This window comes from Paenarthrobacter sp. NPDC091669 (assembly GCF_044756725.1).
Classification (GTDB): domain Bacteria; phylum Actinomycetota; class Actinomycetes; order Actinomycetales; family Micrococcaceae; genus Arthrobacter; species Arthrobacter bambusae_C.
In genome coordinates this window covers 223,166-246,859 of sequence record NZ_JBIVTK010000001.1, presented here as the reverse complement: position 1 = coordinate 246,859, position 23,694 = coordinate 223,166, and the positions used below count along the sequence as shown (strand labels likewise).

General features: G+C 62.9%; 20 protein-coding genes. 17 read left to right on the top strand and 3 right to left on the bottom strand.

The window, feature by feature from the left end:
- Positions 1-12: 12 nt before the first annotated feature.
- The 15 genes from ACIQLI_RS01105 (at position 13) to ACIQLI_RS01035 (ending at position 18,711) form a co-directional block, all read left to right on the top strand.
- Positions 13-1,074 carry a carbohydrate ABC transporter permease gene (locus ACIQLI_RS01105; RefSeq protein WP_400384126.1) on the top strand — a complete coding sequence of 354 codons (1,062 nt, stop codon included), beginning with the start codon at positions 13-15 and terminating at the stop codon, positions 1,072-1,074.
- A complete protein-coding gene (locus ACIQLI_RS01100; RefSeq protein ID WP_400384123.1) occupies positions 1,071-2,006 on the top strand; it encodes a carbohydrate ABC transporter permease in 936 nt (311 codons plus the stop codon). Before ACIQLI_RS01105 ends, ACIQLI_RS01100 begins: the two co-directional genes overlap by 4 nt.
- A gap of 2 nt (positions 2,007-2,008) precedes the next feature.
- Positions 2,009-2,857, top strand: a complete 849-nt coding sequence (locus tag ACIQLI_RS01095) for a sugar phosphate isomerase/epimerase family protein (protein WP_400384121.1) — start codon at positions 2,009-2,011, stop codon at positions 2,855-2,857.
- Positions 2,854-4,050, top strand: coding sequence for a Gfo/Idh/MocA family protein (locus ACIQLI_RS01090; RefSeq protein WP_400384118.1), 1,197 nt, complete (start codon positions 2,854-2,856; stop codon positions 4,048-4,050). The genes ACIQLI_RS01095 and ACIQLI_RS01090 overlap by 4 nt, the downstream gene beginning before the upstream one ends.
- The gene (locus tag ACIQLI_RS01085) at positions 4,047-4,979 is read left to right on the top strand and encodes a sugar phosphate isomerase/epimerase family protein (protein WP_400384115.1); all 933 of its coding nucleotides are present in this window, start codon (positions 4,047-4,049) and stop codon (positions 4,977-4,979) included. The genes ACIQLI_RS01090 and ACIQLI_RS01085 overlap by 4 nt, the downstream gene beginning before the upstream one ends.
- Before the next feature lie 3 nt (positions 4,980-4,982).
- Positions 4,983-6,389 carry a glucuronate isomerase gene (gene uxaC / locus ACIQLI_RS01080; RefSeq protein WP_400384112.1) on the top strand — a complete coding sequence of 469 codons (1,407 nt, stop codon included), beginning with the start codon at positions 4,983-4,985 and terminating at the stop codon, positions 6,387-6,389.
- Positions 6,386-7,756, top strand: coding sequence for a mannitol dehydrogenase family protein (locus tag ACIQLI_RS01075; protein ID WP_400384109.1), 1,371 nt, complete (start codon positions 6,386-6,388; stop codon positions 7,754-7,756). Before uxaC ends, ACIQLI_RS01075 begins: the two co-directional genes overlap by 4 nt.
- Before the next feature lie 35 nt (positions 7,757-7,791).
- Positions 7,792-9,021, top strand: a complete 1,230-nt coding sequence (gene manD / locus ACIQLI_RS01070; RefSeq protein ID WP_089593517.1) for a D-mannonate dehydratase ManD — start codon at positions 7,792-7,794, stop codon at positions 9,019-9,021.
- The gene (locus ACIQLI_RS01065; RefSeq protein ID WP_400384106.1) at positions 9,011-11,290 is read left to right on the top strand and encodes a gluconokinase, GntK/IdnK-type; all 2,280 of its coding nucleotides are present in this window, start codon (positions 9,011-9,013) and stop codon (positions 11,288-11,290) included. The genes manD and ACIQLI_RS01065 overlap by 11 nt, the downstream gene beginning before the upstream one ends.
- Before the next feature lie 377 nt (positions 11,291-11,667).
- The gene (gene chvE, locus ACIQLI_RS01060; protein WP_280626368.1) at positions 11,668-12,816 is read left to right on the top strand and encodes a multiple monosaccharide ABC transporter substrate-binding protein; all 1,149 of its coding nucleotides are present in this window, start codon (positions 11,668-11,670) and stop codon (positions 12,814-12,816) included.
- Positions 12,817-12,958: 142 nt separating this feature from the next.
- Positions 12,959-14,488, top strand: coding sequence for a multiple monosaccharide ABC transporter ATP-binding protein (mmsA, locus tag ACIQLI_RS01055; protein ID WP_400384103.1), 1,530 nt, complete (start codon positions 12,959-12,961; stop codon positions 14,486-14,488).
- A gap of 5 nt (positions 14,489-14,493) precedes the next feature.
- Positions 14,494-15,777 (top strand): multiple monosaccharide ABC transporter permease, encoded by a 1,284-nt coding sequence (gene mmsB, locus ACIQLI_RS01050; RefSeq protein ID WP_354228824.1) that lies wholly within the window; start codon positions 14,494-14,496, stop codon positions 15,775-15,777.
- A 117-nt stretch (positions 15,778-15,894) separates the two neighbouring features.
- Entirely contained in the window at positions 15,895-16,881 is a 987-nt protein-coding gene (locus ACIQLI_RS01045) for a LacI family DNA-binding transcriptional regulator (RefSeq protein ID WP_400384773.1), read from the top strand.
- Positions 16,882-16,907: 26 nt separating this feature from the next.
- Positions 16,908-17,480, top strand: a complete 573-nt coding sequence (pyrE, locus tag ACIQLI_RS01040) for an orotate phosphoribosyltransferase (RefSeq protein WP_159735654.1) — start codon at positions 16,908-16,910, stop codon at positions 17,478-17,480.
- Between the two features lie 106 nt (positions 17,481-17,586).
- Entirely contained in the window at positions 17,587-18,711 is a 1,125-nt protein-coding gene (locus ACIQLI_RS01035; protein ID WP_400384099.1) for a thioesterase domain-containing protein, read from the top strand.
- 30 nt (positions 18,712-18,741) lie between these two features.
- On the opposite strand, the gene ACIQLI_RS01030 is transcribed toward ACIQLI_RS01035, so the two are convergent.
- Both ACIQLI_RS01030 and ACIQLI_RS01025 read right to left on the bottom strand, forming a co-directional pair.
- A complete protein-coding gene (locus ACIQLI_RS01030; protein ID WP_400384096.1) occupies positions 18,742-19,491 on the bottom strand; it encodes a tyrosine-protein phosphatase in 750 nt (249 codons plus the stop codon).
- 12 nt (positions 19,492-19,503) lie between these two features.
- Complete coding sequence (locus ACIQLI_RS01025) at positions 19,504-20,325, bottom strand: HAD-IIA family hydrolase (protein WP_035761154.1); 822 nt, start codon at positions 20,323-20,325, stop codon at positions 19,504-19,506.
- A 303-nt stretch (positions 20,326-20,628) separates the two neighbouring features.
- On the opposite strand from ACIQLI_RS01025, the gene ACIQLI_RS01020 reads away from it, so the two are divergent.
- The gene (locus tag ACIQLI_RS01020) at positions 20,629-21,750 is read left to right on the top strand and encodes a hypothetical protein (protein ID WP_400384093.1); all 1,122 of its coding nucleotides are present in this window, start codon (positions 20,629-20,631) and stop codon (positions 21,748-21,750) included.
- A 96-nt stretch (positions 21,751-21,846) separates the two neighbouring features.
- Positions 21,847-22,515, top strand: a complete 669-nt coding sequence (locus ACIQLI_RS01015) for a TrmH family RNA methyltransferase (RefSeq protein WP_354229240.1) — start codon at positions 21,847-21,849, stop codon at positions 22,513-22,515.
- Positions 22,516-22,550: 35 nt separating this feature from the next.
- Here ACIQLI_RS01015 and ACIQLI_RS01010 read toward each other — a convergent pair whose 3' ends face one another.
- Positions 22,551-23,633 (bottom strand): hypothetical protein, encoded by a 1,083-nt coding sequence (locus ACIQLI_RS01010; RefSeq protein ID WP_400384090.1) that lies wholly within the window; start codon positions 23,631-23,633, stop codon positions 22,551-22,553.
- Positions 23,634-23,694: the final 61 nt, after the last annotated feature.

Genomic DNA, 23,694 nt, shown 5'->3' with positions numbered 1-23,694 from the left:
GCAGGATCCCCCATGTCCACTGATTCCTTCAGGGAAATGAAGGCCGTCGCCGGCCCGGCTGCCGCAGGGCAGCCGGCCCGGTCCGGTACCGCAGCCCAAGCGTCCGACGGCGGCACGTCACCAAAACCGGGCACAGGCACCATTCAGCCCACCAGCCGAGGGAAGAAACCCGCCCGCCGCAAGGGCCTGAGCGAGCGCAACCGCCCATTGTGGATGCTGATCCCGGGTGGCGTGCTGATGTTCGTCATCATTGTGATTCCGCTGTTCCTGGGTATCTACATGTCGGCCCTCAACCTGGATCAGTACACGCTGCGCAAATGGGTCAGCGCGCCGTTCATCGGCATCGACAACTTTGTGGAGGCACTGACCGATTCACCGCTGCTCCATTCGGTGTGGCTGAGCGTCAGCTATTCGCTGATCGCCATGCTGGTGACCTTGCCCCTGGGCATCGCGGCTGCCGTGGCCACCCAGAACGCCTTCAAGGGCCGCGCAGTCGTCCGCTCGATTTTCCTGATCCCCTATGTATTGCCCTCCTTCGTGGTGGCCACGGTGTGGCGGACCATGTTCCAGCCAGACGGAGTGGTGGACTCGGCCTTGGGCGTGTTCGGCATGGACGGTGGCCTGTGGCTCAATGGACCGCAAACGTATTGGACCCTCATCCTGGTCCAGATCTGGGCTTCCTGGCCGTTCATCTACTTGTTGGCCCTTTCCGGCCTGCAGTCCGTGGACCACGAGGTCCATGAGGCCTCGGCCTTGGACGGCGCGCTGTGGTGGAACAAGCTGCGGTACGTCATCTTCCCGTACCTCAAGGGCCCGCTGGCTCTGGCATTCCTGATCGGTATGCTGCACCACATCAACAACTTCACGCTTCCGTTCGTGCTGTTCGGCGTCCCGGCTCCGGCCGACGTCGAAGTCCTTCCGATCCTCACCTATGTCACCAGCTTCCAAAGCTTCCGCTTCGGCCTCAGTGCCGCCATGGCTTTCGTATCCCTGGTGCTGATCGCCATTCCGCTGTTCATCTACCTGCGCGCCGTCAAGCTGGACGACGCCGAGACGCCTGGAGGCAAGAAGTGAGCGCACCAACAACCTCCGTCCGCGGCACGGCCAGCCGGGGTTCGTCAGGGACCACGTTGCGGCCAGGCTCCAAACGGCAGCATGAAGTAACCCGTCTGCTGCCTGGCCCCATGTTGGCCATCATCCTGACGTTCCTGAGCGCCATTGTGCTAATCCCGGTTGCCTATATTTTCCTGGCGTCTGTGAACTCGGACATCGGCGTGGCCAACGGTGAATTCTGGCCGTCCACGTTCTCGTTGGAGAACTACACCAAGATCTGGTCCAGCGTCGGCCTGGCCAAGGGCCTCGCCAACAGCGTGCTCGTAGCAGGAGCCACGGCTGTGGTGTCCGCCGCGATGTCCGTTTCCATCGCTTACGTCCTGGTCAGGTACCAGTTCCGGGGCAGGCTCACCGTGCTGCGAGGCCTCCTGGCGCTGCAGTCAGTACCCGGAACACTCATGGTCCTGCCGGTGTTCGTTCTCTTTTCCTCAGCCGCCAGTTATCTGGGAGTCCAAGTGATCGGAACGCAATGGGGACTCTTCATCACCTACCTGACATTTGCCATGCCGTTCTCGACGTGGGTGATGGTCACCTACCTGCGCGGCTTACCGCGCGAGCTTGAAGAAGCGGCCAAGATCGACGGCGCCAGCAACCTTGGTGTCCTGGTCCGCATCATCCTGCCGCTCAGCTGGCCAGGCATTGTGGTTTCCGGAATCTTCGCTTTCCTGCTCGGCTGGAACGATGTCCTGTTTGCTTCAGTGATGACCAGGCCCGACAGCCAGACTGCCGCCGTCGCACTGCAGATCTTTGGTGCATCGCAGGAGGGTGGGGCCATTCCTCTTTATGGCCAAATGATGGCAGCCTCGCTCGTGTGCGCGGCACCCGTCGTGATTCTTTACCTGATTTTCCAGCGTTATCTAGTAGGCGGGTTGACCGCCGGAGGAGTCAAATAGCAATGACTGGTTCAGCAACAGTTGAGTGGACGCTTTCGGGCTTCGGGGACGAGATCGACGACGACCCCGTACAGCAGATCGCGGTGCTCCAGGCCTTGGGCGCCAACCACATCGAGGTCCGCAGCGCATGGGGAACCAACATCGTGGACCTGGACGCCGCGCAACTGGCCGCGCTCAAGGCTCTCCTGGACGCGGCAGGCATGGGCGTTTCGGCCATTGCATCGCCCATTGGCAAGGTGGACGTAACGCTCCCTGTGGAACACGAAGTGGAGCGTCTGCGTCGTGCAGCCAACGCAGCCCAGGTGCTGGGCGCCCGCTACATCCGCATCTTCTCCTTCTACTACGGGGAAGGCGTTGCCGTGGAGAGCATCCGGGACGACGTCATGGAACGCATGCGGGCACTGGCAGCTGTGGCTGAGGAAGCCGGCGTGGTGCTGCTCCACGAGAATGAAAAGGACATCTTCGGAGACACTCCTGACCGCGTGCTGGACATCATCGAATCGGTGGCATCACCAGCACTTAAAGTGGCCTGGGACCCCGCCAACTTCGTCCAGGTGGGCGTCAAGCCGTTCGAGGAAGGCTACGCGAAGCTCCGTCCCCACCTTGAGTACTTGCAGGTCAAGGACGCGCGGTCCGCTGACGGCGTCGTGGTTCCTGCCGGAGAAGGTGACGGCGACTTGCTGCGGACCGTGGAGGCGCTGAAAGCGGACGGCTTCATTGGCTTCGCGAGCCTCGAACCGCACCTGGCCGGAGCGCATGGCCTGGGTGGCTTCTCCGGGCCGACCGCGTTCGGAATGGCAGCCCGTGCCTTTGCCAAAGTAGTCAACCAAGCTGGAGTGGAAACCAAGTGAGCGCTGAACCGCAGAATCCCGTCCTGAACGTCGCCATCGCCGGATGTGGAAGCATCGGCCGCACGCACGCCGCCTCCGTCGGTGAGCTCCCAGAACTTCGCGTCACCGCTCTGGTGGACGAGATCATGGAATCCGCCGATGCCTTGGCACTGTATATCGAGGAGCACGGCGCGGCCCGCCCTGCCACCTTCGGTAGCCTGGCCGAAGCGTTCGCTGGTGCCGACGTCGATCTTGTCATCATCGCTACCCCCAGCGGACTTCACATCCAGCAAGCATTGGAAGTGCTCGACGCCGGTAAGCATGTGCTCATCGAAAAGCCGCTCGATGTGAATCTGGACCGCGCTGACGAGATCCTGGCAGCAGCCAAGGCGGCCGAAGAGACGGGACTGGTGGCGAGCGTCATCAGCCAGCACCGCTTCGATCCGGCGAGCATCATTGTGGACGAAGCCCGCCGGACAGGGCGCTTCGGCCGACTGACGTCCGCCATCGCATCGGTGAGCTGGTACCGCAGCCAGGGCTACTACGATTCCGGTGCCTGGCGTGGAACGTGGGCCATGGATGGTGGGGGAGCCGTGATGAACCAGGGCGTCCACACCGTGGATCTACTGCTCTGGTTCCTTGGCCGCCCGGTGGAAATCAGTGCCAAAACAGCGCTCCTGGCACACACGGATGTGGAGGTGGAAGACACTGCGGTGGCCACCGTAACGTTTGAGTCCGGTGCGCTCGCCGTGCTTCATGCGACCACGGCTGCATATCCGGGACTCACCGTGAGGTTGCAGGTCATGGGCAGCAAGGGCTCCGCGGTGATCGACAATGACAACCTTGAGTACTTCCACGCTGCGGGTTCAGACGCTGAGACTCAAAGCGGCCCCATGGGCCTGCGCGGGGCGGGCAACCAGGCTGAGGCGGAGCTGGCCAGGTTTGCCGAACCGCCCGTGCAGACAAACATCGATCCAACGCTCTACCCAGCAGGCCACATCCGTCAGTACCGGGATGTCGTGGACGCCATCCGGAACGGCAGGCCGGCAGGTGTCACCATCCACGATGCCGTCACAGCACTGGCCACGGTGCGTGCACTGTATGTCTCGGCCACGCTGGGCCGCCCTGTCCTCATCGCCGACGTTGTTGCGGGCAAGTACAACGACGTCGAAGTACGCACCGGCAATGGCCACCTTGAGGAGGTCACGGCATGAAATTCTCGGTATTCACGGCCTCTACGCCTGAGTGGACTCCGCAGGAAGCGGCTACGGAACTGTCAGCCCAAGGTTGGGACGGCATCGAGTGGCGGGTCACGGATCAGGCCGACGCGCCGGAACCTGGTTTTTGGGCCGGAAACAAAGCCACATGGCCAATGACGGGTCTTGAAGACTCCCTCCCGGAGATCGCCCGACTCACCTCCGAGGCAGGGCTCGAATACTCGGGATTGGGTGGTTACGCACGTTGCGACAACTACGACGGCGTCGAAAGGGTTCTGGCCGCCACGGCAGCCTTGGGTGCCCGCCAAGTCAGGGTCAACGTCCTGCCGCTGGGCAATTCCACCATGGGTGGCCAAGAGCCGAGCGGACTGTCCTATCCGGAGCTGTTCGAAGCAACGCGGGACCATTACGAGTGGGTGGCAGGCCGCGCTGCCCACTACGGAGTCAAAGCCTTGGTGGAGTTGCACCACGGCACGGTGACAGCCTCGGCATCATCGGCCCGCAGGCTTTTGGAAGGCTTGGACCCACAGCACGTTGGGGTCATTCATGACCTGGGCAACCTGTTGATCGAAGGCTGGGAATCACCTTTGCCGGCGCTCCAGTTGCTGGGACCGTATCTTGCCCACATTCACGTCAAGAACGCCCGGTGGGTCCGCACGGAGGATCGCGACGAATCCGGAGCCGCTGTCTGGGTGAACGAATGGGCACCGCTCGCCGAAGGGCAGGGGAGCGTACTGGGCTACTTCAAGGCACTGGCCGAGGTGGGCTACGACGGGTGGGTGACTGTGGAGGACTTCTCCACGGACCTCCCACTTGCCGAGCGAACCGCGGGCAACCTGCGCTTCCTCCGCCAGGTGGCAGAACTGTCCGGACTGGCAGTGCCCGGCAGCGCAAACCTCTCCGCCGGCTCCACTTCGAAAGGCTGACCTATGTCACAGTCCATCGCAGCACACCCTGACAGGCTCCTGCCCGCAGATCCCGGGACGCGCAGCATCGCGCGGTCCTTGCTGGAGCGCGTCCAGGACCTGCCCATCATTTCCCCGCACGGCCACGTTGACGCCGCTGTCATCGAACAGAACACGCCGTTCCCCGATCCTGCTGCGCTCCTGGTCAGCCCGGACCACTACGTCACCCGCCTGATCCACGCCAACGGAGTTCCGATGGATCAGCTGCTGGCCGGCACCGCGTCCGCCCCGGAGTCCAGGGAGATCTGGCGGACCTTTGTCCAAGCCTGGCCGCTCTTTGAAGGCACTGCCTCCGGGTATTGGCTGCGCACCCAGTTCAACGATGTCTTCAAGCTCGGCGCAGACCTCAGTGAGCTGTCCGCAGATGCCAGTTACGACGCCATTGCTGCCAAGTTGGTGGAACCCGACTTCCGTCCGCGGCAGCTCTTCAAGGACTTCAACATCGAGGTCCTCGCCACCACTGACGATCCCCTGGACACCCTGGCAAGCCATAAGGCGCTCACCGAAGGTCCGAGCTTCAACGGCCGCGTCGTGCCCACGTTCCGTCCGGATGCCTACCTGAATGTGGCCCACCCCAGCTGGAGTACCAACGTCGATCGGCTCATCGAAACCGCGGCTGACGGTGCCACTGGCTACGCCGGCTACATTGCGGCCCTGGAAAACCGGCGTCGATATTTCGTGGACCATGGCGCGGTATCGGCGGATCATGGCGTCCGCACCCCTGCCACGCTCAAGCTGGACCCCCGGGAAGCGGAGGCCCTCTTTGAGAAAGCCCGCGCCGGGAGCGCAACTGCGGAAGACCGCGACGCGTTCGAGGCCCACATGATGTACCAGATGGCCCGGATGTCCGTGGAGGACGGCTTGGTCATGACCATCCACCCGGGTTCGTACCGGAACCACCACGGCCCCACGTTTGCTGGGTTTGGCGCCGACACCGGCCACGACATTCCGTTCGCCGTGAACTACACAGAGGCCATCCGTCCGTTGCTGCAGGACTTCGGCACGGCCAAGGATTTCCACCTGGTGCTCTTCACGCTGGACGAGACAGTGTTTTCCCGCGAACTCGCGCCACTGGCCGGTTTCTACCCGTCGGTGTACATCGGTGCCCCATGGTGGTTCCTCGATGCCCCGGACGCCATGTTGCGCTTCCGCTCCGCAGTGACAGAAACCGCCGGCTTCTCGCGGTCCTCCGGCTTCATCGATGACACCCGCGCCTTCTGCTCCATTCCCGCACGGCATGACGCCTCCCGCAGGATCGAAGCGTCCTTCCTCGCGCGCCTTGTGGCCGAGCACCGCGTCACGGAAGACCGCGCGCACGAGCTGATCCTCGACGTCGTCGATTCCTCGCCACGCAGGGTGTTCAAGCTGTGACCGCCGCACTGCCGCGCCTCAACCGCGCGTCCCGGCCTGCCGGTAAGGCGCCGGTCCGCATTGTCCACCTTGGTCTGGGCGCCTTCCACCGTTCGCATCAGGCCTGGTACACGCAGCACGCCGGCGACGCAGGGGAGTGGGGCATCGCTTCCTTCACCGGACGCCGACCGGACGCCGCCGATGTCCTCGCCAGGCAGGACGGCTTGTTTACCGTGGTGGAGCGATCCGATGCCGACGACTCCTTCGAAGTAGTGGGCAGCATCGTCGAAGCCGTGGTTGGTGCCAACGTGGGCCGGCTGGTTGAATTGGTCGCCGCGCCGCAGACCGCAATGGTCACCCTGACCATCACCGAAGCGGCGTACGGCCCCGGCGCCGACGACGTCCCGCTGCTGGTTTCCGGTCAGGAACCCAAGACGCCGTTGGGCCGCTTGGTCTTGGGCCTCGCCGCGCGCAAGGATGCCGACGCCGGCCCGCTGGCGGTAGTTTCGTGCGACAACCTCTCGGACAACGGAAACGTCGCCCGGGATGGCGTGCTGGGTATCGCCAGAGAATTCGACGGCGGACTGGCCGCCTGGATCGAGGCGAACGTGAGCTTCGTGAGTACGTCCGTTGACCGGATTACGCCCCGGACAACTGCGGATGACGTTGCCCTGGTGAGTGAGAAGTGCGGCTACCGGGACGACGCTGCGGTGGTCACCGAACCCTTCCGCAACTGGGTGCTGAGCGGAGATTTCCCTGCGGGCCGCCCGCGGTGGGAGGACGCCGGAGCTGTCTTTGTGGACGACATCGAGCCCTACGAAAACCGCAAGCTTTGGCTTCTTAACGGCGCGCACTCCATCCTGGCCTACGCCGGGCAACTGCGTGGACACTCCACGGTGGCCGAAGCACTGGCAGATCCGGTGTGCCTGCAAGCCGTTGAAGATTTCTGGGACGAAGCCTCGAGACACCTTGACGGTGACGAGCTGGGCATTCCCGACTACAGGGAGGCTCTCCTGGAGCGCTTTGGCAACTCCCGGATTGCACACCACTTGGCCCAGATCGCCGTGGATGCCAGCACCAAACTGCGTATGCGGGCCGTCCCTGTACTCCGCGCCGAACGCGAAGCAGGGCGAACCGGTGAAGCTGCGGCAAGGATGATCGCCGTGTGGGCTGCGTACGTGGAAACGAACGCCGGTCTGCAGGATCCCCGCGCTTCGGAGGTGGAGCAGGCCAACCAGCTTTCCGGCCTTGACCGCATTGCTGCCCTGGTGTCGTTGCTGGATGCCGGGCTCGCCCGGGATTCCGAGGTAGTGACGCTCATCCACCGCCTCGGCCAGGCCTTTGCAGCGCAAGCGCAACCGGTTGCCGTCAGCGGCAATCCAACCTAACCCTTCAACCCAGCCACATCCCGAAAGGAAAAGCTGTGAAAATCATTGCCGCTGAAGTCTTTGTGACCAGCCCGTCCCGCAACTTCGTCACCTTGCGCATCACCACGGAGGACGGTGTGACGGGCATCGGAGACGCCACCCTCAACGGCCGTGAACTCGCGGTAGCTGCGTACCTCAAGGAACACGTTGCGCAGCTGCTGATCGGCAAGGATCCGCACAGGATCGAGGACACCTGGCAGTTCCTGTACCGCAGCTCGTACTGGCGCCGCGGACCCGTCACCATGGCGGCCATTGCCGCCGTAGACATGGCGCTGTGGGACATCAAGGGCAAGGTTGCCGGCCTGCCGGTGTACCAACTGCTGGGCGGCGCTTCCCGTAACGGGTTGCGCGCCTACGGCCACGCCTCCGGCGCTGACATTCCGTCGCTGTTCGACTCCGTTCGCGAACACCTGGAGCTCGGCTACAAATCCATCCGCATCCAGACCGCGGTCCCCGGTATCAAAGCCGTCTATGGTGTCGCCGCGCAAGCCCAGGCCTCGGGCGAACGGTACGACTACGAGCCCGCCGGCCGCGGCAACTTCCCGTTGGAAGAGGACTGGGACACCCGCGCCTACCTGCGCCACCTGCCCACCGTTTTCGAAGCCGTGCGCAACGAGTTCGGCCCCGAGATCCCGCTGCTGCATGATGGCCACCACCGCATGACGCCCATCCAGGCCGCCAAGCTCGGCAAGGCCCTGGAACCGTACGACCTCTTCTGGCTGGAAGACTGCACCCCGGCCGAGAACCAGGAAGGCCTGCGCCTGGTCCGCCAGCACACCACCACCCCGCTGGCCATCGGCGAAATCTTCAACACCGTGTACGACTTCCAGACCCTCATCAAGGAACAGCTGATCGACTACGTCCGTGCAGCCTCCACCCACTTCGGCGGCATCTCACCGCTGAAGAAAGTCATGGACTTCGCGGCCCAGTACCAGATCAAGTCAGGCTTCCACGGCCCCACGGACATCTCCCCGGTGGGCTTCGCCGCCCAGCTGCACGTTGGCCTGGCCATCCACAATTACGGCATCCAGGAATACATGCAGCACTCTGACAAGACCAACGAGGTCTTCCAGCAGTCCATGACCTTCAAGGACGGCTACCTGCACCCGGGTGACAACCCCGGCATCGGCGTCGAATTCAATGAGGAAGCCGCCGCCGCGTTCCCGTACCAGCAGGCTTACTTGCCGTACAACCGCCTCGTGGACGGCACGGTTCATGACTGGTAAACCTGCTGGCTCTGATGATGGGCACCGCCACCACATCGTAGTGATGGGCGTGGCAGGCTGCGGCAAGAGCACCGTTGGTGCCGCGCTCGCCGAACGCCTCGGCGCTGGATTCCTCGACGGCGATTCGCTGCATCCCCAGGCGAACATCGACAAGATGGCCGCGGGTACTCCGCTGAACGACGACGACCGCGCACCTTGGCTGGCGGAAATCGGCAGGCGGTTCCCGGCGTCGAACTCTGCTCTTGTCATCGCGTGCAGCGCGCTCAAACGCTCGTACCGGGACATCATCCGCAGTGCCGATCCATCCGTGGTGTTCGTGCACCTGCACGGCACCCGTGAACTGCTGAATGCGCGGATGACTGCCCGTCCCGGGCACTTCATGCCGGCCTCACTGCTGGACTCGCAACTGGATACGTTGGAACCGCTCGAGGACGACGAAGCCGGGATCGTGGTGGACATCGCGTCGCCCGTGGAGGACATCGTGAATGACGTACATGCCGCGCTGACGGGCCAGTCCGCAGCATCTGCCGGGCCGCACTTGGTGGACTTGAAAGCGGCTCCCTACAACCTGGATGACGCTGCAGTGGAGTGGGTGGAGAGCACCATTGGCTCCATGACGCTGGAAGAGAAGATCGGCCAGTTGTTCATCAATCACAACAACGATTACTCCCCGGCATACCTCGATGGCGTGCTGGAGAACTTCCATGTGGGCGGTATGCGGTACCGGCCGGGGCCCTCTTCTGCCGTGCAGGAACACATCCGTTACGCCCAGTCCAAAACCCGGATCCCGCTGCTGATTGCGTCCAATCCGGAAATGGGCGGCGCCGGCAGTTGCGACGACGGTACGTTCGTTTCCACGCACCTGCAGGCAGGCTCGCACCCGGACAAGACCATTGCGCGGCAGATGGGCCAGGTGGCCGGCGTCGAAACTGCCGCGCTGGGCTGCAACTGGGCCTTTGCGCCGATCGTAGACATCCACTACAACTGGCGCAATACGGTCATTTCCACGCGGGCTTTCGGAAACACCCCGGAGATTGTGGTGGAGCGGGCCAAGGAGTACTTCGACGGCATCTCTGAATCACCCACCGTCTGCGCCATGAAGCACTTCCCGGGGGACGGCATTGATGAGCGCGATCAGCACGTTGTCACGTCGTACAACACCCTTGGCTACGACGAGTGGAACGCCGGCTACGGGCACGTGTACCGCGAAATGATTGGGCACGGCGTGCAGTCCATCATGGTGGGCCACATCGGCGCTCCCGAGGTGTCCCGGCATTTCCGGCCAGGCTTGTCGGACGCTGAAATCCTCCCCGCGACGCTGGCGCCTGAGTTGTTGCAGGATCTGCTGCGTGGCGAACTCGGTTTCAACGGGCTGGTCCTGACGGACGCTTCACTGATGGTTGGTCTGACTCAGGCCATGAAGCGGCGCGACCTAGTACCTGCGACCATCGCGGCCGGCTGCGACATGTTCCTGTTCTTCCGGAACCTCGAAGAAGACTTCGGGTACATGCTGGATGGCTATAAGTCCGGGGTCATCAGCGAGGGGCGTCTGCAGGATGCCCTGCGGCGGATCCTTGGCCTGAAGGCGAGTCTCGGATTGCATGTGCGCCAGGAATTGGTGCCGCCGGTTGAGGCACTCGCGGTGATCGGCAGTGAGCCCCACCGTGCCATCGCCACCGACATCGCCGAAAAGACCGTCACGCTGGTGAAGGACACCGCCGGCAACCTGCCCATCAGCACTGAGACGCATCCGCGGATCCGCCTCTACGGCATCTCAGGCGGCGCCGACTTCACCCGCGCAGATCCTCTCGCCTACCTGGACACCGTCCGGGAAGAGCTGGAAGCTGCAGGTTTTGAAGTCAGCGTCTTCAGGACCGCTGAACAGCGCGAAGCCGCGGGGGAGCCCGGCATGAACTTCATGCGGGTCCTGTCCGAGGAAGCCACAGGAGACTATGCGGAGCGATACGACGCCGCCTTCGTCTTCGCGAACGTGAAGGGTTTCGCGCAGGAGGCCTCCATCCGGATCAAGTGGTCCTCGCCCATGGCTGCTGAGATCCCTTGGTACGCAACGGAGGTTCCCACGGTGTTTGTCTCGTTGAACCAGCCGAACCACTTGATCGACGTGCCCATGGTCAGGACCGTTATCCACGCACACGCGGCAACGCGAGAGGCCATTCGCGCCACGATCCACAAGATCCAGGGCAAGTCCGGGTTCCAGGGGACGTTCAACCAGAACGTTTTCTGCGATTCGTTCGACACCCGCCTCTGATTTCCCTGTTCCCAGCAGGGAAGAGTTCCTCGCGGCCATCACGCCAGGAACGTTCGATGCCCGGTACTGCCCATAAGGCGGTGCCGGGCTTTCTTGCGTTTCAGCTGCTTGGCCCTGGCGGCTGAAACGGTGAAACCGAGTGAAACCGAGTGAAGCCGCCAATTGTGAACGCTAACAACGTTTCAAGTCAAGAGTTCCGGGAACGGTGCGAGTCTGCAATCAATTCGTGATCCACGGCACTTGACCGACGGTATTGTTAGCGTTCACAATGGCATTCGCATCACTTTTCACCGGCATGTGCCGCCCCCAGCACACAGGCCACCCAGCTTTACCGTGCCGGACGCGCAGATGCTCCGGCTGCATCAGAGTTCGCGGCAATGCTGCCGCGGAAGGAGAGCATCGTGAGATTGAAGAAACTCCTGGGCGCCGTAGCGGTTGTCCTGACCTTGACCGTGGGAGCCACGGGCTGCGGAAGCCGTGGAGGCACTGCGGAGTCCACCAGCAGCGCGAACCCCAGCGATTCCCTGGTAGGCATTTCGATGCCCACCCAGACCTCCGAACGCTGGATCGCGGATGGCGCCAACGTGGAGAAGTCGCTGAAAGACCTCGGCTACAAGACGGACCTCCAGTTCGCCAACGACGACATTCCGACGCAGGTTTCCCAGATTGAGAACATGCTGACCAAGGGCGCAAAGGCCCTGATCATCGCGGCCATCGATGGCACCACCCTGACCGATGTCCTGGCCAAAGCCAAGGAGCAGAACGTCAAGGTGATCGCCTATGACCGACTCATCAACGGAACGCCGAACGTGGACTACTACACCACCTTCGACAACTACACCGTGGGCGTCCAGCAGGCTACCTCGCTGCTGACCGGGCTTGGGCTGGTTGACGCCAGCGGCAAGAAGGTAGAGGGCAAGGGCCCGTTCAACGTTGAGCTGTTCGCGGGAAGCCCGGACGACAACAACGCCAACTTCTTCTGGACCGGTGCCATGGACACCCTCAAGCCGTACCTGGATGCAGGCACCCTGAAGGTCCCCAGTGGCCAGACCAAGTTTGAGCAGGCAGCCATCCTGCGCTGGCAGGCACCCGTAGCCCAGAAGCGCATGGAAGACATCCTTACTTCGGCCTACAGTTCCGGCACCAAGCTGGACGGCGTCCTGTCCCCGTACGACGGCCTGTCCATCGGTATCATTTCCGCCCTGACCAGCACCGGCGGCTACTCCACCGGAAGCCTTCCCGTGGTCACCGGACAGGATGCAGAAAAGGGCTCCGTGAAGTCCATCGTCGCAGGCGAGCAGTACTCCACGATCTTCAAGGACACCCGCCAGCTCGGCGCGCAGGCCGTGAAGATGGTGGACGCTGTCCTCAAGGGCACCGAGCCGGAAACCAATGACACCAAGACCTACAACAACAAGGTCAAGGTTGTTCCGGCCTTCCTCCTGAAGTCCGTCATCATCACCAAGGACAACTTCCAGAAGGAACTCATCGACTCGGGCTACTACAAGGAATCCGACGTCAAGTAACGAGTTCCCGGTCTGTGGTCCCGCCGTTCTGTGCAGCAGCGCGCAGCTGTTTTAGTACACAGTGCGGCGGGGCCGCAGCCTCCCTTAGAGCCTGTCGAGTCCTCGGCCCGGCCAAGTTCCAACCAGTCAGCGGGAATTGACGATGAACGTACCCATTCTTCAAATGCGAGGAATCACCAAGACCTTCCCCGGGGTAAAAGCCCTGCAGGACGTCACCCTGGACGTCAACCGAGGTGAGGTTCACGCCATCTGTGGTGAGAACGGCGCCGGGAAGTCCACCCTCATGAAGGTGCTCTCCGGTGTTTACGCCCACAACACTTTCGACGGCGACATCCTCTTCGAGAACGAACCCTGCGAATTTTCGAGCATCACGGACAGCGAAAAGCGCGGCATCGTGATCATCCACCAGGAACTGGCCCTCAGCCCGTACCTGTCCATCGCCGAGAACATCTACCTCGGCAACGAGCTGGCCAAGAACGGCTGGGTGGACTGGCGGAAGACCAACCTGGAAGCCGCCAAGCTGCTGGCCCGCGTGGGCCTCAGTGAAAATCCGGTGACCCCCATCCAGCACATCAGTGTTGGCAAGCAGCAACTGGTGGAGATCGCCAAGGCACTGTCCAAGGAGGTGAAGCTCCTCATTCTGGACGAGCCCACCGCGGCACTGAACGATGAAGACTCAGACCACCTGCTGGACCTCATCCTGCACCTCAAGGGCCAGGGCGTCACCAGCATCATCATCAGCCACAAACTCAACGAGATCCGCAAAGTGGCCGACGCCGTCACCATCATCCGCGATGGCAAGTCCATCGAGACCCTGCGGCTGGATCAGGGCCAGATCACCCAGGAACGCATCATCCGTGGCATGGTGGGCCGCGATCTTGAAAGCCTCTACCCGGACAGGACACCCAATATCGGCGAGGAAGTCCTCCGCATCGAGGATTGGACAGTCCAGCATCCCCAGGACCATTCCCGCATGGTGGTGAACAATGCCAGCCTCAACGTCCGCAAGGGTGAAGTTGTAGGCCTGGCAGGCCTCATGGGTGCCGGCCGCACCGAGTTGGCCATGAGCGTCTTTGGCCGGACGTACGGGCGGGCAGTATCGGGCAAGGTGTACAAGTACGGGGAAGAAATCAACACTTCCACTGTTTCCGACGCCATCGAGCACGGGATCGCCTACGCAACCGAGGACCGGAAGCACTATGGCCTGAACCTGATCGAAGACATCAAGCGCAACATCTCCATGGCCGCACTGAACAAGCTGGCCAAACGCGGCTGGGTGGACGGCAACAAAGAGACCACCGTAGCCAACCACTACCGCCAGAGCATGAACATCAAAGCTCCCTCCGTTGCTGCCATCACCGGCAAACTCTCGGGTGGAAACCAGCAAAAGGTGGTGCTGAGCAAATGGATGTTCTCAGACCCGGATGTCCTGATCCTGGACGAACCAACCCGTGGAATCGACGTCGGCGCCAAGTTTGAGATCTACACGATCATTGCCGAGCTCGCAGCGGCGGGGAAAGCAGTCATTGTGATCTCCTCTGAGCTTCCGGAGCTCCTGGGCATCTGCGACAGGATCTACACCCTGTCCGCAGGCCACATCACCGGCGAAGTCCCCATCGCCGAAGCCACCCAGGAAACCCTCATGCACTACATGACCCAAGAGAAGGAATAGCGAACATGTCCGCCCTACGAGAATCCCTTGGCTTCCTCACAAGCCGCCTCCGCCAGGTTGGCATCTTCGTCGCCCTGATCCTGATCGTCATCCTGTTCCAGGTCCTGACCGACGGCATCCTCCTGCAGCCGCAGAACGTCACCAACCTGGTGGTCCAAAACAGCTACATCCTGATCCTGGCCATCGGCATGGTGATGGTCATTATTGCCGGACACATTGACCTTTCCGTCGGGTCGATCGCCGGCTTCATCGGTGCTGTGGCCGGCGTAATGATCGTGCACTGGGGCTGGGCGTGGTGGCTCGCCATCCCGGCCTGCCTCCTGGTTGGTGCGTTGGTGGGAGCGTGGCAAGGCTACTGGATTGCCTATGTGGGCATTCCAGCCTTCATCGTCACCCTCGCCGGCATGCTCATCTTCCGTGGCCTGACCCTCATCACCCTCAAGAACCAGCAGATCACCCCCTTCCCGAACGAACTCCGTGCACTGGGCGGCGGCTTCCTGCCGGACATCTCCGGGGGTACTTCCGTGCTGGAATGGTTGACGGTCATCCTCGGCGTCGGCGGCACTGCAGCCATCCTTTTTCAGGCCTTGAAGGAACGCCGGGTCCGCCGCAAGTTCAACCTCGAGAATGAGCCGATGGCCTGGTTCGCCGTCAAGAACGGCTTCATCGCAGTGCTGATGCTCATCATCACGTTCCTGCTGGCCAGCTACCGCGGAACGCCGATCGTCCTGATCGTCCTGGCTGTCCTGGTGATCGTCTACTCGGCGCTGATGAACAACAGCATTTTCGGCCGTCACACCTACGCGATCGGTGGAAACCTCCACGCAGCCGAGCTCTCGGGCATCAAGACCAAGAAGGTCACCTTCCGCCTGTTCGTCAACATGGGTGTGCTGGCCGCATTGGCCGGCCTGGTGTTCACCGCCCGCCTGAACTCGGCACAGCCTGCCGGCGGTACCGGCTTCGAACTCGACTCCATTGCTGCCGCATTCATTGGTGGCGCAGCGGTCCAGGGCGGTATCGGCACTGTAGCGGGCGCCATGATCGGTGGCCTGATCATGGGCGTCCTGAACAACGGCATGTCCATCCTGGGCCTGGGTACTGATTACCAGCAGCTCATCAAGGGCTTGGTGCTCCTGCTCGCCGTCGGCTTCGACATCTTCAACAAGAACCGCACCGGTTCCGGTGGCGGGTCCTCCGCGGGCCGTCGCTTCAAGTGGAAGACCACGCCTCCGGCAACCGAAGCAGCTCCGGCTACCAAAGCGGAGCCCGTAGGCGTCGACGCTAAGTAGGGACCCATGTCACGCGGCGAACATCCGCCCCCAGCGGGGCCCCGGGCACAGTCCGGGGCCCCGTTGGGCTCGCCCGCCCCGCTGGACCCGCCCGCGCTGCCGGCCCGGCCCCCTGTCATGGGCGACGTCGCGAAGATGGCCGGTGTGTCCCACCAAACCGTTTCCCGCGTCCTGAACAACCATCCCAATGTCAGCGGAAAAACCCGGGAGCGCGTGGAATCGGCCATCGCGCACCTTGGGTACAGACGGAACACCGCAGCCCGCAGCCTGGTGACCCGGCGGTCCAGGACCATCGGGGTACTTGCGTGCGAGACGGGCCAGTTCGGTCCGGCGAACACGCTCCTGGGGGTTGAACAGGCAGGCAGGGAAGCCGGGTACTTCGTCAGCATCGCCAATCTTCGCGAAGTAACCGGCGAAAGCATCAACGATGCCATTGCGCATTTCCGGAACCAGTCCGTGGACGGCATTGTCATCCTGGTTCCGCACCCTGATGTCCTGGCAGTCCTGCGCGACGTTTCGGTACCCGTGCCGATCGTTGCCGTGGGTGCAGGAGCCGGCAACCAACTGACGGGCGCCTCCCTCGATCAACGGCTGGGGGCCCGCCTGGCCGTCGACCACCTGATCGGTCTGGGGCACCGCAGTATTGCCCACATCTCCGGCCCCCCGCACTGGATCGACGCCGCGGAGCGCATCAAAGGCTGGCAGGAAGCGCTCGGTGCTGCAGGGCTGGAAGCCGGCGTCCTCCTCGAAGGTGGGTGGGATGCCGCCTCGGGTTACCGTGCCGGCCGCGATCTCCTGCAGCACAGCAGCATCACCGCTGTCTTCGTAGCCAACGACCAGATGGCCGTGGGTGTCCTTCGCGCCGTCCAGGAAGCGGGACGTCACGTGCCCGGCGACATCAGCGTGGTGGGCTACGACGATCAGCCCGAAGCTGAATTCTTCATGCCACCACTGACTTCCATCAAGCAGGACTTCGAGGAACTCGGCCGCCGTTGCATGGAGGCTGTGCTGCAACAATTGGACGGAGAACAAGCAAGCGGTGAACAAATGGTCAACCCCCGCTTGGTGATCCGCTCCACCACGGCTGCCCCTGCGCCTCGCTGAACGTCACTCCTACTAAACTAGGAGCCATGACTTCCACGCCTGATACTGCTGCTGCCCGCGCCCGCCTTCTTGAACTCATCAAGGAACTGGCGGTGGTCCGCGGCAAGGTGATCCTCTCCAGCGGAAAGGAAGCGGACTACTACATCGACCTCCGCCGCATCACCCTGCACCACGAGGCCTCCAAGCTGGTGGGCCAGGTCATGTTGGCAATGATCGACGACGCCGGCGTGTCAGTTGAGTGCGCGGGCGGACTCACCATGGGTGCCGACCCCGTCGGAACCGCTGTAATGCACGCCGCTGCCGATGCCGGCCGTGCCGTGGACGCCTTCGTGGTCCGCAAGGCCCAGAAGTCCTACGGCATGGGCCGTCAGGTGGAAGGCCCCTCCGTTGAGGGCCGTAACGTAGTGGTCCTCGAGGACACGTCCACCACCGGCGGGTCCGCACTGACCGCCGTCGAAGGTGTCCGTAAGGCGGGCGGCAATGTGGTGGCCGTCGCTGTGATTGTTGACCGTAACACCGGCGCCAAAGAGAAGATCGAAGCCGAAACGGGCGTTCCGTACCTCTTCGCTTTCGGCAAGGACGAACTCGGCCTCGACTAAGGAGTTTTTGTGCAGCTCCCGACCTTAAAAGCGCATCTTAAGGGCATCGGCTGTACACAAACTACGGGGCTGTGAGGTACCACCTTCCGAAGCCTATGCTTGCTGCGTGGACGTTCAAGTAGGGAAGCTCCCGGCACCGGCGGAGGTGGACCAAAACCTCCCCGTGCTGGCTTCTCCTGAACCGGAGAAGGCAGAGGATCCGGGCGCATGGGCCCGGATCCTGCCTTACGCTGCCCGCCTCAAGAAAACGTCCCGCCGGAACTTCCTCATCACCGCCGGAGCCTCCGCAGCGCTGGCCGGAGACATGCTCTTTACCCGCCGTGTCCAGGCCGAGCGGCGGGCTACCAAGATCCTCCGGGTACCTGATCCGTACTCGGACTTGTACTTCCCCAAAGCCAGCTGGATCCTGTTCCCCGGGTACAAAACCAGCTGGGAAGAAGCCCAGTGGATCCTCAACTCACTGCGTCCTGCCCTGCACCAGCGCGGCCGCCTTGCCGCCGTCGGATATTCCAACCTGGGACTGGACGTGGACGAGGTCGTCCGCGAAATCATCCTGCACGTCCGTGAACTGGAACTGGAGAAGCTCTACTTCTACGGCCACAGTTTCGGCGGGATGCTCGCCACCCAGGTGGCCGCCCGCCTGCTGGAACTGCACGGCGTGGAAACGCAGCTGATCGTCCTGGATTCGAGCCCGTTCAGCCGCGCCGACGTCCTGGACCAGAGCTGGTTCGACGGCGTCGTGTTCCTGTACGAGAATGGCTTCCGCATCCCGTCGGTCCTCCGGGGCGGCTATGAGCTGGGGGAGCGCGTGGCGCACAAGGATGAGCGCACGTGGCGGCAAATCCTCGACCAAAGCCTGGAACAGCTCTCGCCGATCGCGCCTTCCAGCGTGCTCATCCAGACGGAGTCGGCGTACATTTACCACTTTGACGGCCTCCGTTTGGCGGGAAAGATCGGTGGCGCCAAGATGGCCTTTTTGGGCAATCCCAAGGATGGCACCGTGGACTATGAGTCGGCGCGCGCTGGGTGGAGCAAGGTCTTCGGGGCCAACATGGCCCTGCCCACCCTCAGCACCGAAGGCGCGCGGCCCGCGCACGCAAGCCCGCAATGGAACGGCGGTGTGTACCGGCCACTGCTGGAACGGGTCCAGGACGAACTCCAGCCGCTCCCACCCGAGCCCCAGGAGCCGTCATACGAAGAGCCCAACGGCAAGGTCATCCGCCCGGCCTAGGTGCTGGCCGGGCTACCTTAGGCGCCACAGTTAACGCAGCGCTTCAACCTCGACGGCGGTGAGGCCCGCCTCGCGCAGGAAGCTCCGCGCGTCGCCGAACTCCTCCGCGAAAGCAGCCAGGAAATGCCGCATCGCAGCCTCGGGGCTCTGCAGGACCATCAGTTCGGGGCTGAAATAGGCCGCCGGAGTGGAGGGGACATGCAGGCGCCACGTTTCAGCCATGACTGCCAGCATGGTGGGAAGGCTGAGGGTGGTGGCGGTGTAATCCTCCACCACGGCATCCTCTGATCCGCCGCCCGCCAGGAGTGCGATTGCCGACACCACCCCCGTGCGGTCCTTGCCCAACGAGCAATGCACCAGGGTGCGCTTGCCGCGGGCAACGGGCCGCAGCGCATCGGCCACCCACTCCGGACGCAGCTTGATCCAGCCGAGGTACAGCTCGCCCAGATCCTCCGGCGTCTCCACTGCATGGAGCGAGCCGGCGATTGCGTTCGGGTCCAGCGGGTTGTTGACGAGTTCGACGACGGGCGGGGCCACGGCGGCCGGGACGACGGCGGCAGGCCGGGCGCCGCCGTCGTGAACCACATCGCCACTAAGCACGTCGTGGTCCTGGATCAGCCACGGAACCAAGGAGCGCTCAAGCTCACTCCGCAGGTCCACGATGGCCTGGATGCCGTGCTCCGCCAGGAAACCCGACGTCGCAGCGGCATCCAAACCGAACGGCTGGCTCCCCCTGAGAATCCGGCCACCGGCCAGAGGACGCAGATTGAGCACAGCCATGGATTTTGTTCCTTAGATCTGGCTCTTGAGGTCAGCCACGGAGTTCAGGATCTGGTTGGGCCGGAACGGGAAGGACACGATTTCTTCGCGCTGCGTGATGCCACTGAGCACCAGGACCGTGTGCAGACCTGCTTCCATGCCTGCCACGATGTCCGTGTCCATGCGGTCGCCGATCATGGCCGTGGTCTCGGAATGGGCATCGATCTGGTTCATGGCCGAGCGGAACATCATGGGGTTCGGCTTGCCCACAATGTAGGGCTCGCGGCCTGTGGCCTTGGTGATCATGGCCGCGATGGCACCGGTTGCGGGCATGGGCCCGTCCTTGGAGGGACCGGTGGCATCCGGGTTGGTGGCGATGAAGCGGGCGCCGGCCAGGATGTGGCGGACGGCCATGGTGATCGCTTCAAAAGAGTAGGTGCGGGTCTCGCCAAGCACCACAAAGTCGGGATCGGTATCAGTGAGGATGAACCCGGCCTCGTGCAGGGCCGTTGTGAGGCCGGCTTCGCCAATGGTGTAGGCGCGGTTGCCCGAATCCGAGGACTGGACCTGGTCCTTGAGGAACTGGGCCGTGGCCAGCGCGGACGTCCAGATGTTCTCTTCAGGAACCTCCAGGCCAGACGCGCGCAGGCGGGCTGCGAGGTCACGCGGGGTGAAGATGGAGTTGTTGGTCAGGACCAGGAATCGCTTGGACGTGTCCACCCAGCGCTGGATGAGTTCAGCTGCGCCCGGGATGGCCTGGTTTTCATGAACCAGGACGCCGTCCATGTCCGTAAGCCAGCATTCAATTTCGTGGCCGTTCCGATAAACCGATGTGGACGTGGTTTCTTCTGCCATATTTGCCTCCGGCTGGGATTGTTCATGCACTGCCACCAGTCTTTCATCAATCTGCGGCCCGAACACCCCGTGATCCCGCTTATGTGGGTAGTTCTGCCCATGTGGATATCCGTTATGACTTGCGTCCGGCGCCTCGGACTCGACTACGCTGGGGGCGGCGCAGGCGTGCCACCACCGTGGGTCGGGGGATCGACATGGTGGTTTTTTGTGTCGCCCACGCTTCAGCAGGTCCCCTCTTCCGGTTTATCCATCGGGTGTCCCCAGAAACATTCCGGTGACTCACTGCCTTCGAAAGGGCCCGCCATGAGCAGCAACAACGGAGCGCCTCAGCCTCCCTACAACCCCGACGGCGTGCCGCAGCCGCGCTACGACACCGGTCAGGGGCAGTACGGCCAGTACCAGCCGGGCCAGACCGAGGCGTTCCCCACGCAGCAACCGCCGACGCAAGCCTTCCCAGCGCAGCCGGGCCAGCCGGGCTTCCCACCGCCGGGTGCCGGATACCCTGGCCAGCCGGGCTACCCTGGCGGACCCAGCGGACCCAGCGGCCCCGGCCAGAATCCCGGCGACCACAACAAAAAGTCGCTGTTCCTCATCCTGGGCGGTGTCGCCGTCGTCGTGATTATTGCGCTGGTGGTGGCTTTCACCTGGCTTATCCCGTCGATGACCAAGCCCACCGCAGTGGAGAACCCGGCGCCGTCGGTAACATCCTCGGACGAAGCTTCGGATGCAGCGTCCGAGCCTTCTGCCGAACCATCAGCCGAACCCTCAGGCGACGCCTCGGCGTCGAGTGATATCCCGGCCGGCGCCATCCCGCTGCCGTCCGTGTGGGAAGAACTCGCCGGACCCAGCAACGTTCCCGCCGACGGGGACCCGCTGTTCAGCAAGTGGGTCACGGGAGAATCCTCCTTCCAGTACTTGGCAGAGTGGACCCACGACGAGTCGTTCGGCATCACCAAGGACCCCACCACAGGCGAAGAGATCCAGAAGAAGGCCCAAGGAACGGTGGAGACCGACGGCGACGGCATCGCGCTCGCCTATGCCTTCTTCGCAGAGTCGGAGGAAGGCAAGTTCGGCAAGGACCCGGCAGAGGTCAAGAAGGCCATCCAGGACATCGAAGCCCGTTACAAGGGCATGACCGCCACCGAACTGCCCCAGAACCTGGTGGGCCACAAGTGCACCTCCGACTTCAAGACCTCCATGCCGGAAATCCGTGAGTTCCGCCGTGGCGCCGCAGTAGTCATCGGCTTCACCTGCACCAATGCCCGTGGCGAAGCCATCCAGGCCGTGAACTTGTTCTCCGTGACACCGTGGGGCACACCGCAGATGCTCGGCGTCAGTGGCCACAAGGAATACTGGGACGCGCACCCGGGGCTCTTCGAGCAGTTGGCCAACTCGTACCGCATCAACAAGTGGAAGATGGGCTAGGGACCCCAGCACAACCCGCTCAGGCGGGCGGCGGGGCAGGGCTAAAGTTGAGGGGTGACTGACCTTCCCCCCAACTCAGCCCTGCCCACCCCTGCCATGTCTCCCGCTGCCACCTCTGCGGAGACCGCCCCGGAAGGCGAGGCAGAAGTGAAACCCGAGGTCGGCGTCGGACCTTGGGAAGGCGAGTTGCCGGTGGGTGACCATTGGGACCCGGACCTGTTGAGGGATGGTGACCGCCGCAACGTGGTGGACCAGTACAGGTACTGGAAGCACGAGGCGATCGTGGCGGATCTCGATTCCAAGCGTCACGACTTCCACATCGCCATTGAGAACTGGCAGCACGACCTCAACATCGGCACCGTGGTACGGACCGCTAACGCGTTCCTCGCCAAAGAGGTCCACATCATTGGACGACGGCGGTGGAACCGTCGCGGGGCCATGGTCACCGACCGCTACCAGCACGTGCGCCACCACCCCACCGTTGAGGAATTCGTCCAATGGGCGGAGGGGGAGGGGCTTGCGGTGATCGGCATCGATATCTTCCCGGATTCCGTGCCCCTGGAGACGTACGACCTCCCGAAAAACTGTGTGCTGGTGTTCGGACAGGAAGGCCCAGGCCTGTCGCCCGAGGTGCACGATTCCGCCGTCGCCACACTGTCCATCGAACAGTTCGGCTCCACCCGGTCCATGAACGCGGCCTCAGCCGCGGCCATCGCCATGCACGCGTGGGTCCGCCGCCACGTGTTCCAGCAGCCCGTCAGCTAGGCAAGCCTCAAGTATCAGCCCGCGCCGATGCCCGTCTACCGATCTTTCAGGGTGGCTTTTCCGTCCACGATCTGGATCTCACCTGAGGCTCTGGGTATTACAAGCTCAACCTTCGGCTCCCATTGCGGGGCGTCGTCACGGCCGCTGTTCACTTCGTAGCTCACCGAAGCCGCGCCCGATTGCGCCGACTGAATGATCCAACTGTCCTCGCCGCGAAGGAGAGTGAAGGTGGGCTCCTTCTCGATGGTCCATTTCACGTTGCGGGTAGGTCGGTATTCGGAGATCGCAAACCCGGAACAGCCACGACGCGTCGCTTCGGCGGTACTAGCCGGAGCGGAGGCAGTGCATTCAGTCCGTTTGTTCTCAAGAAGTGTCCGGGTCTCGTCCAGGAGCAGCTGGGTGGGTAACACTTTCAAACTTTCGGTGTTCTTGGAAATCGCCCGGTCAATGCTGATCAAGGCCTTCTGCTCTTCTGCCGTTGTGTACTTGTCTCCGGAAATGCCGAGGGTGTACTCGCCGGGGAAGGCCGGCATCAGCAGGGAATCACTGGCAGCGGTTCCGGAGTCAGGAGCGGCAACAACCACGCCGTTCACGGTGAACGACCCCACGGGACGGCTGGAACTGAGCCGGATCTTCTGGAAGTTTTTGGGTCCGACCTTCCACTCGCCCTCCCGTGACTTGGTCATCCTCAAAAGAATGTCCTGCTTGCGGCCGTTCTGGGTAACTTCGGCAGTGACAAAATCGGATCTTGTGTCCAGGATCCGGTAACCGTCAATGCGCTGTCCTGCACTTTTGTAAACGTTGTTCTGGAGGAGTGCTTTTTCATTCTCGGGGACGCCGGGATCGGAGACGCTCAGGGCTTTCTCTCCGTCTCCGTCGATCAGGGCCTGAAAGTATGTTCCAGCTGTGGCGCTCATGCCCCGGTCCGGTGAGAACAGCGGTAAAACCACGAGAACCAAGGCAAGGATTGCCGCGGTGAGGACTACCGCTGCGCCCGCTGCGATGGCAATAATAATGTTCCGCTTCCGCCCGGGTTTCCCTTCGGGGAAAGAACCGCCATGCTGCTGCAGGGGTGGCGCCAGACGGGGCTGATTGTTTGCACTCGGCGGGATCTCCATTCCCGCAGTATATCCACCGTTTAGATGAATCAGGGGCGATAGGTGGGGTGCCAACTCGGCG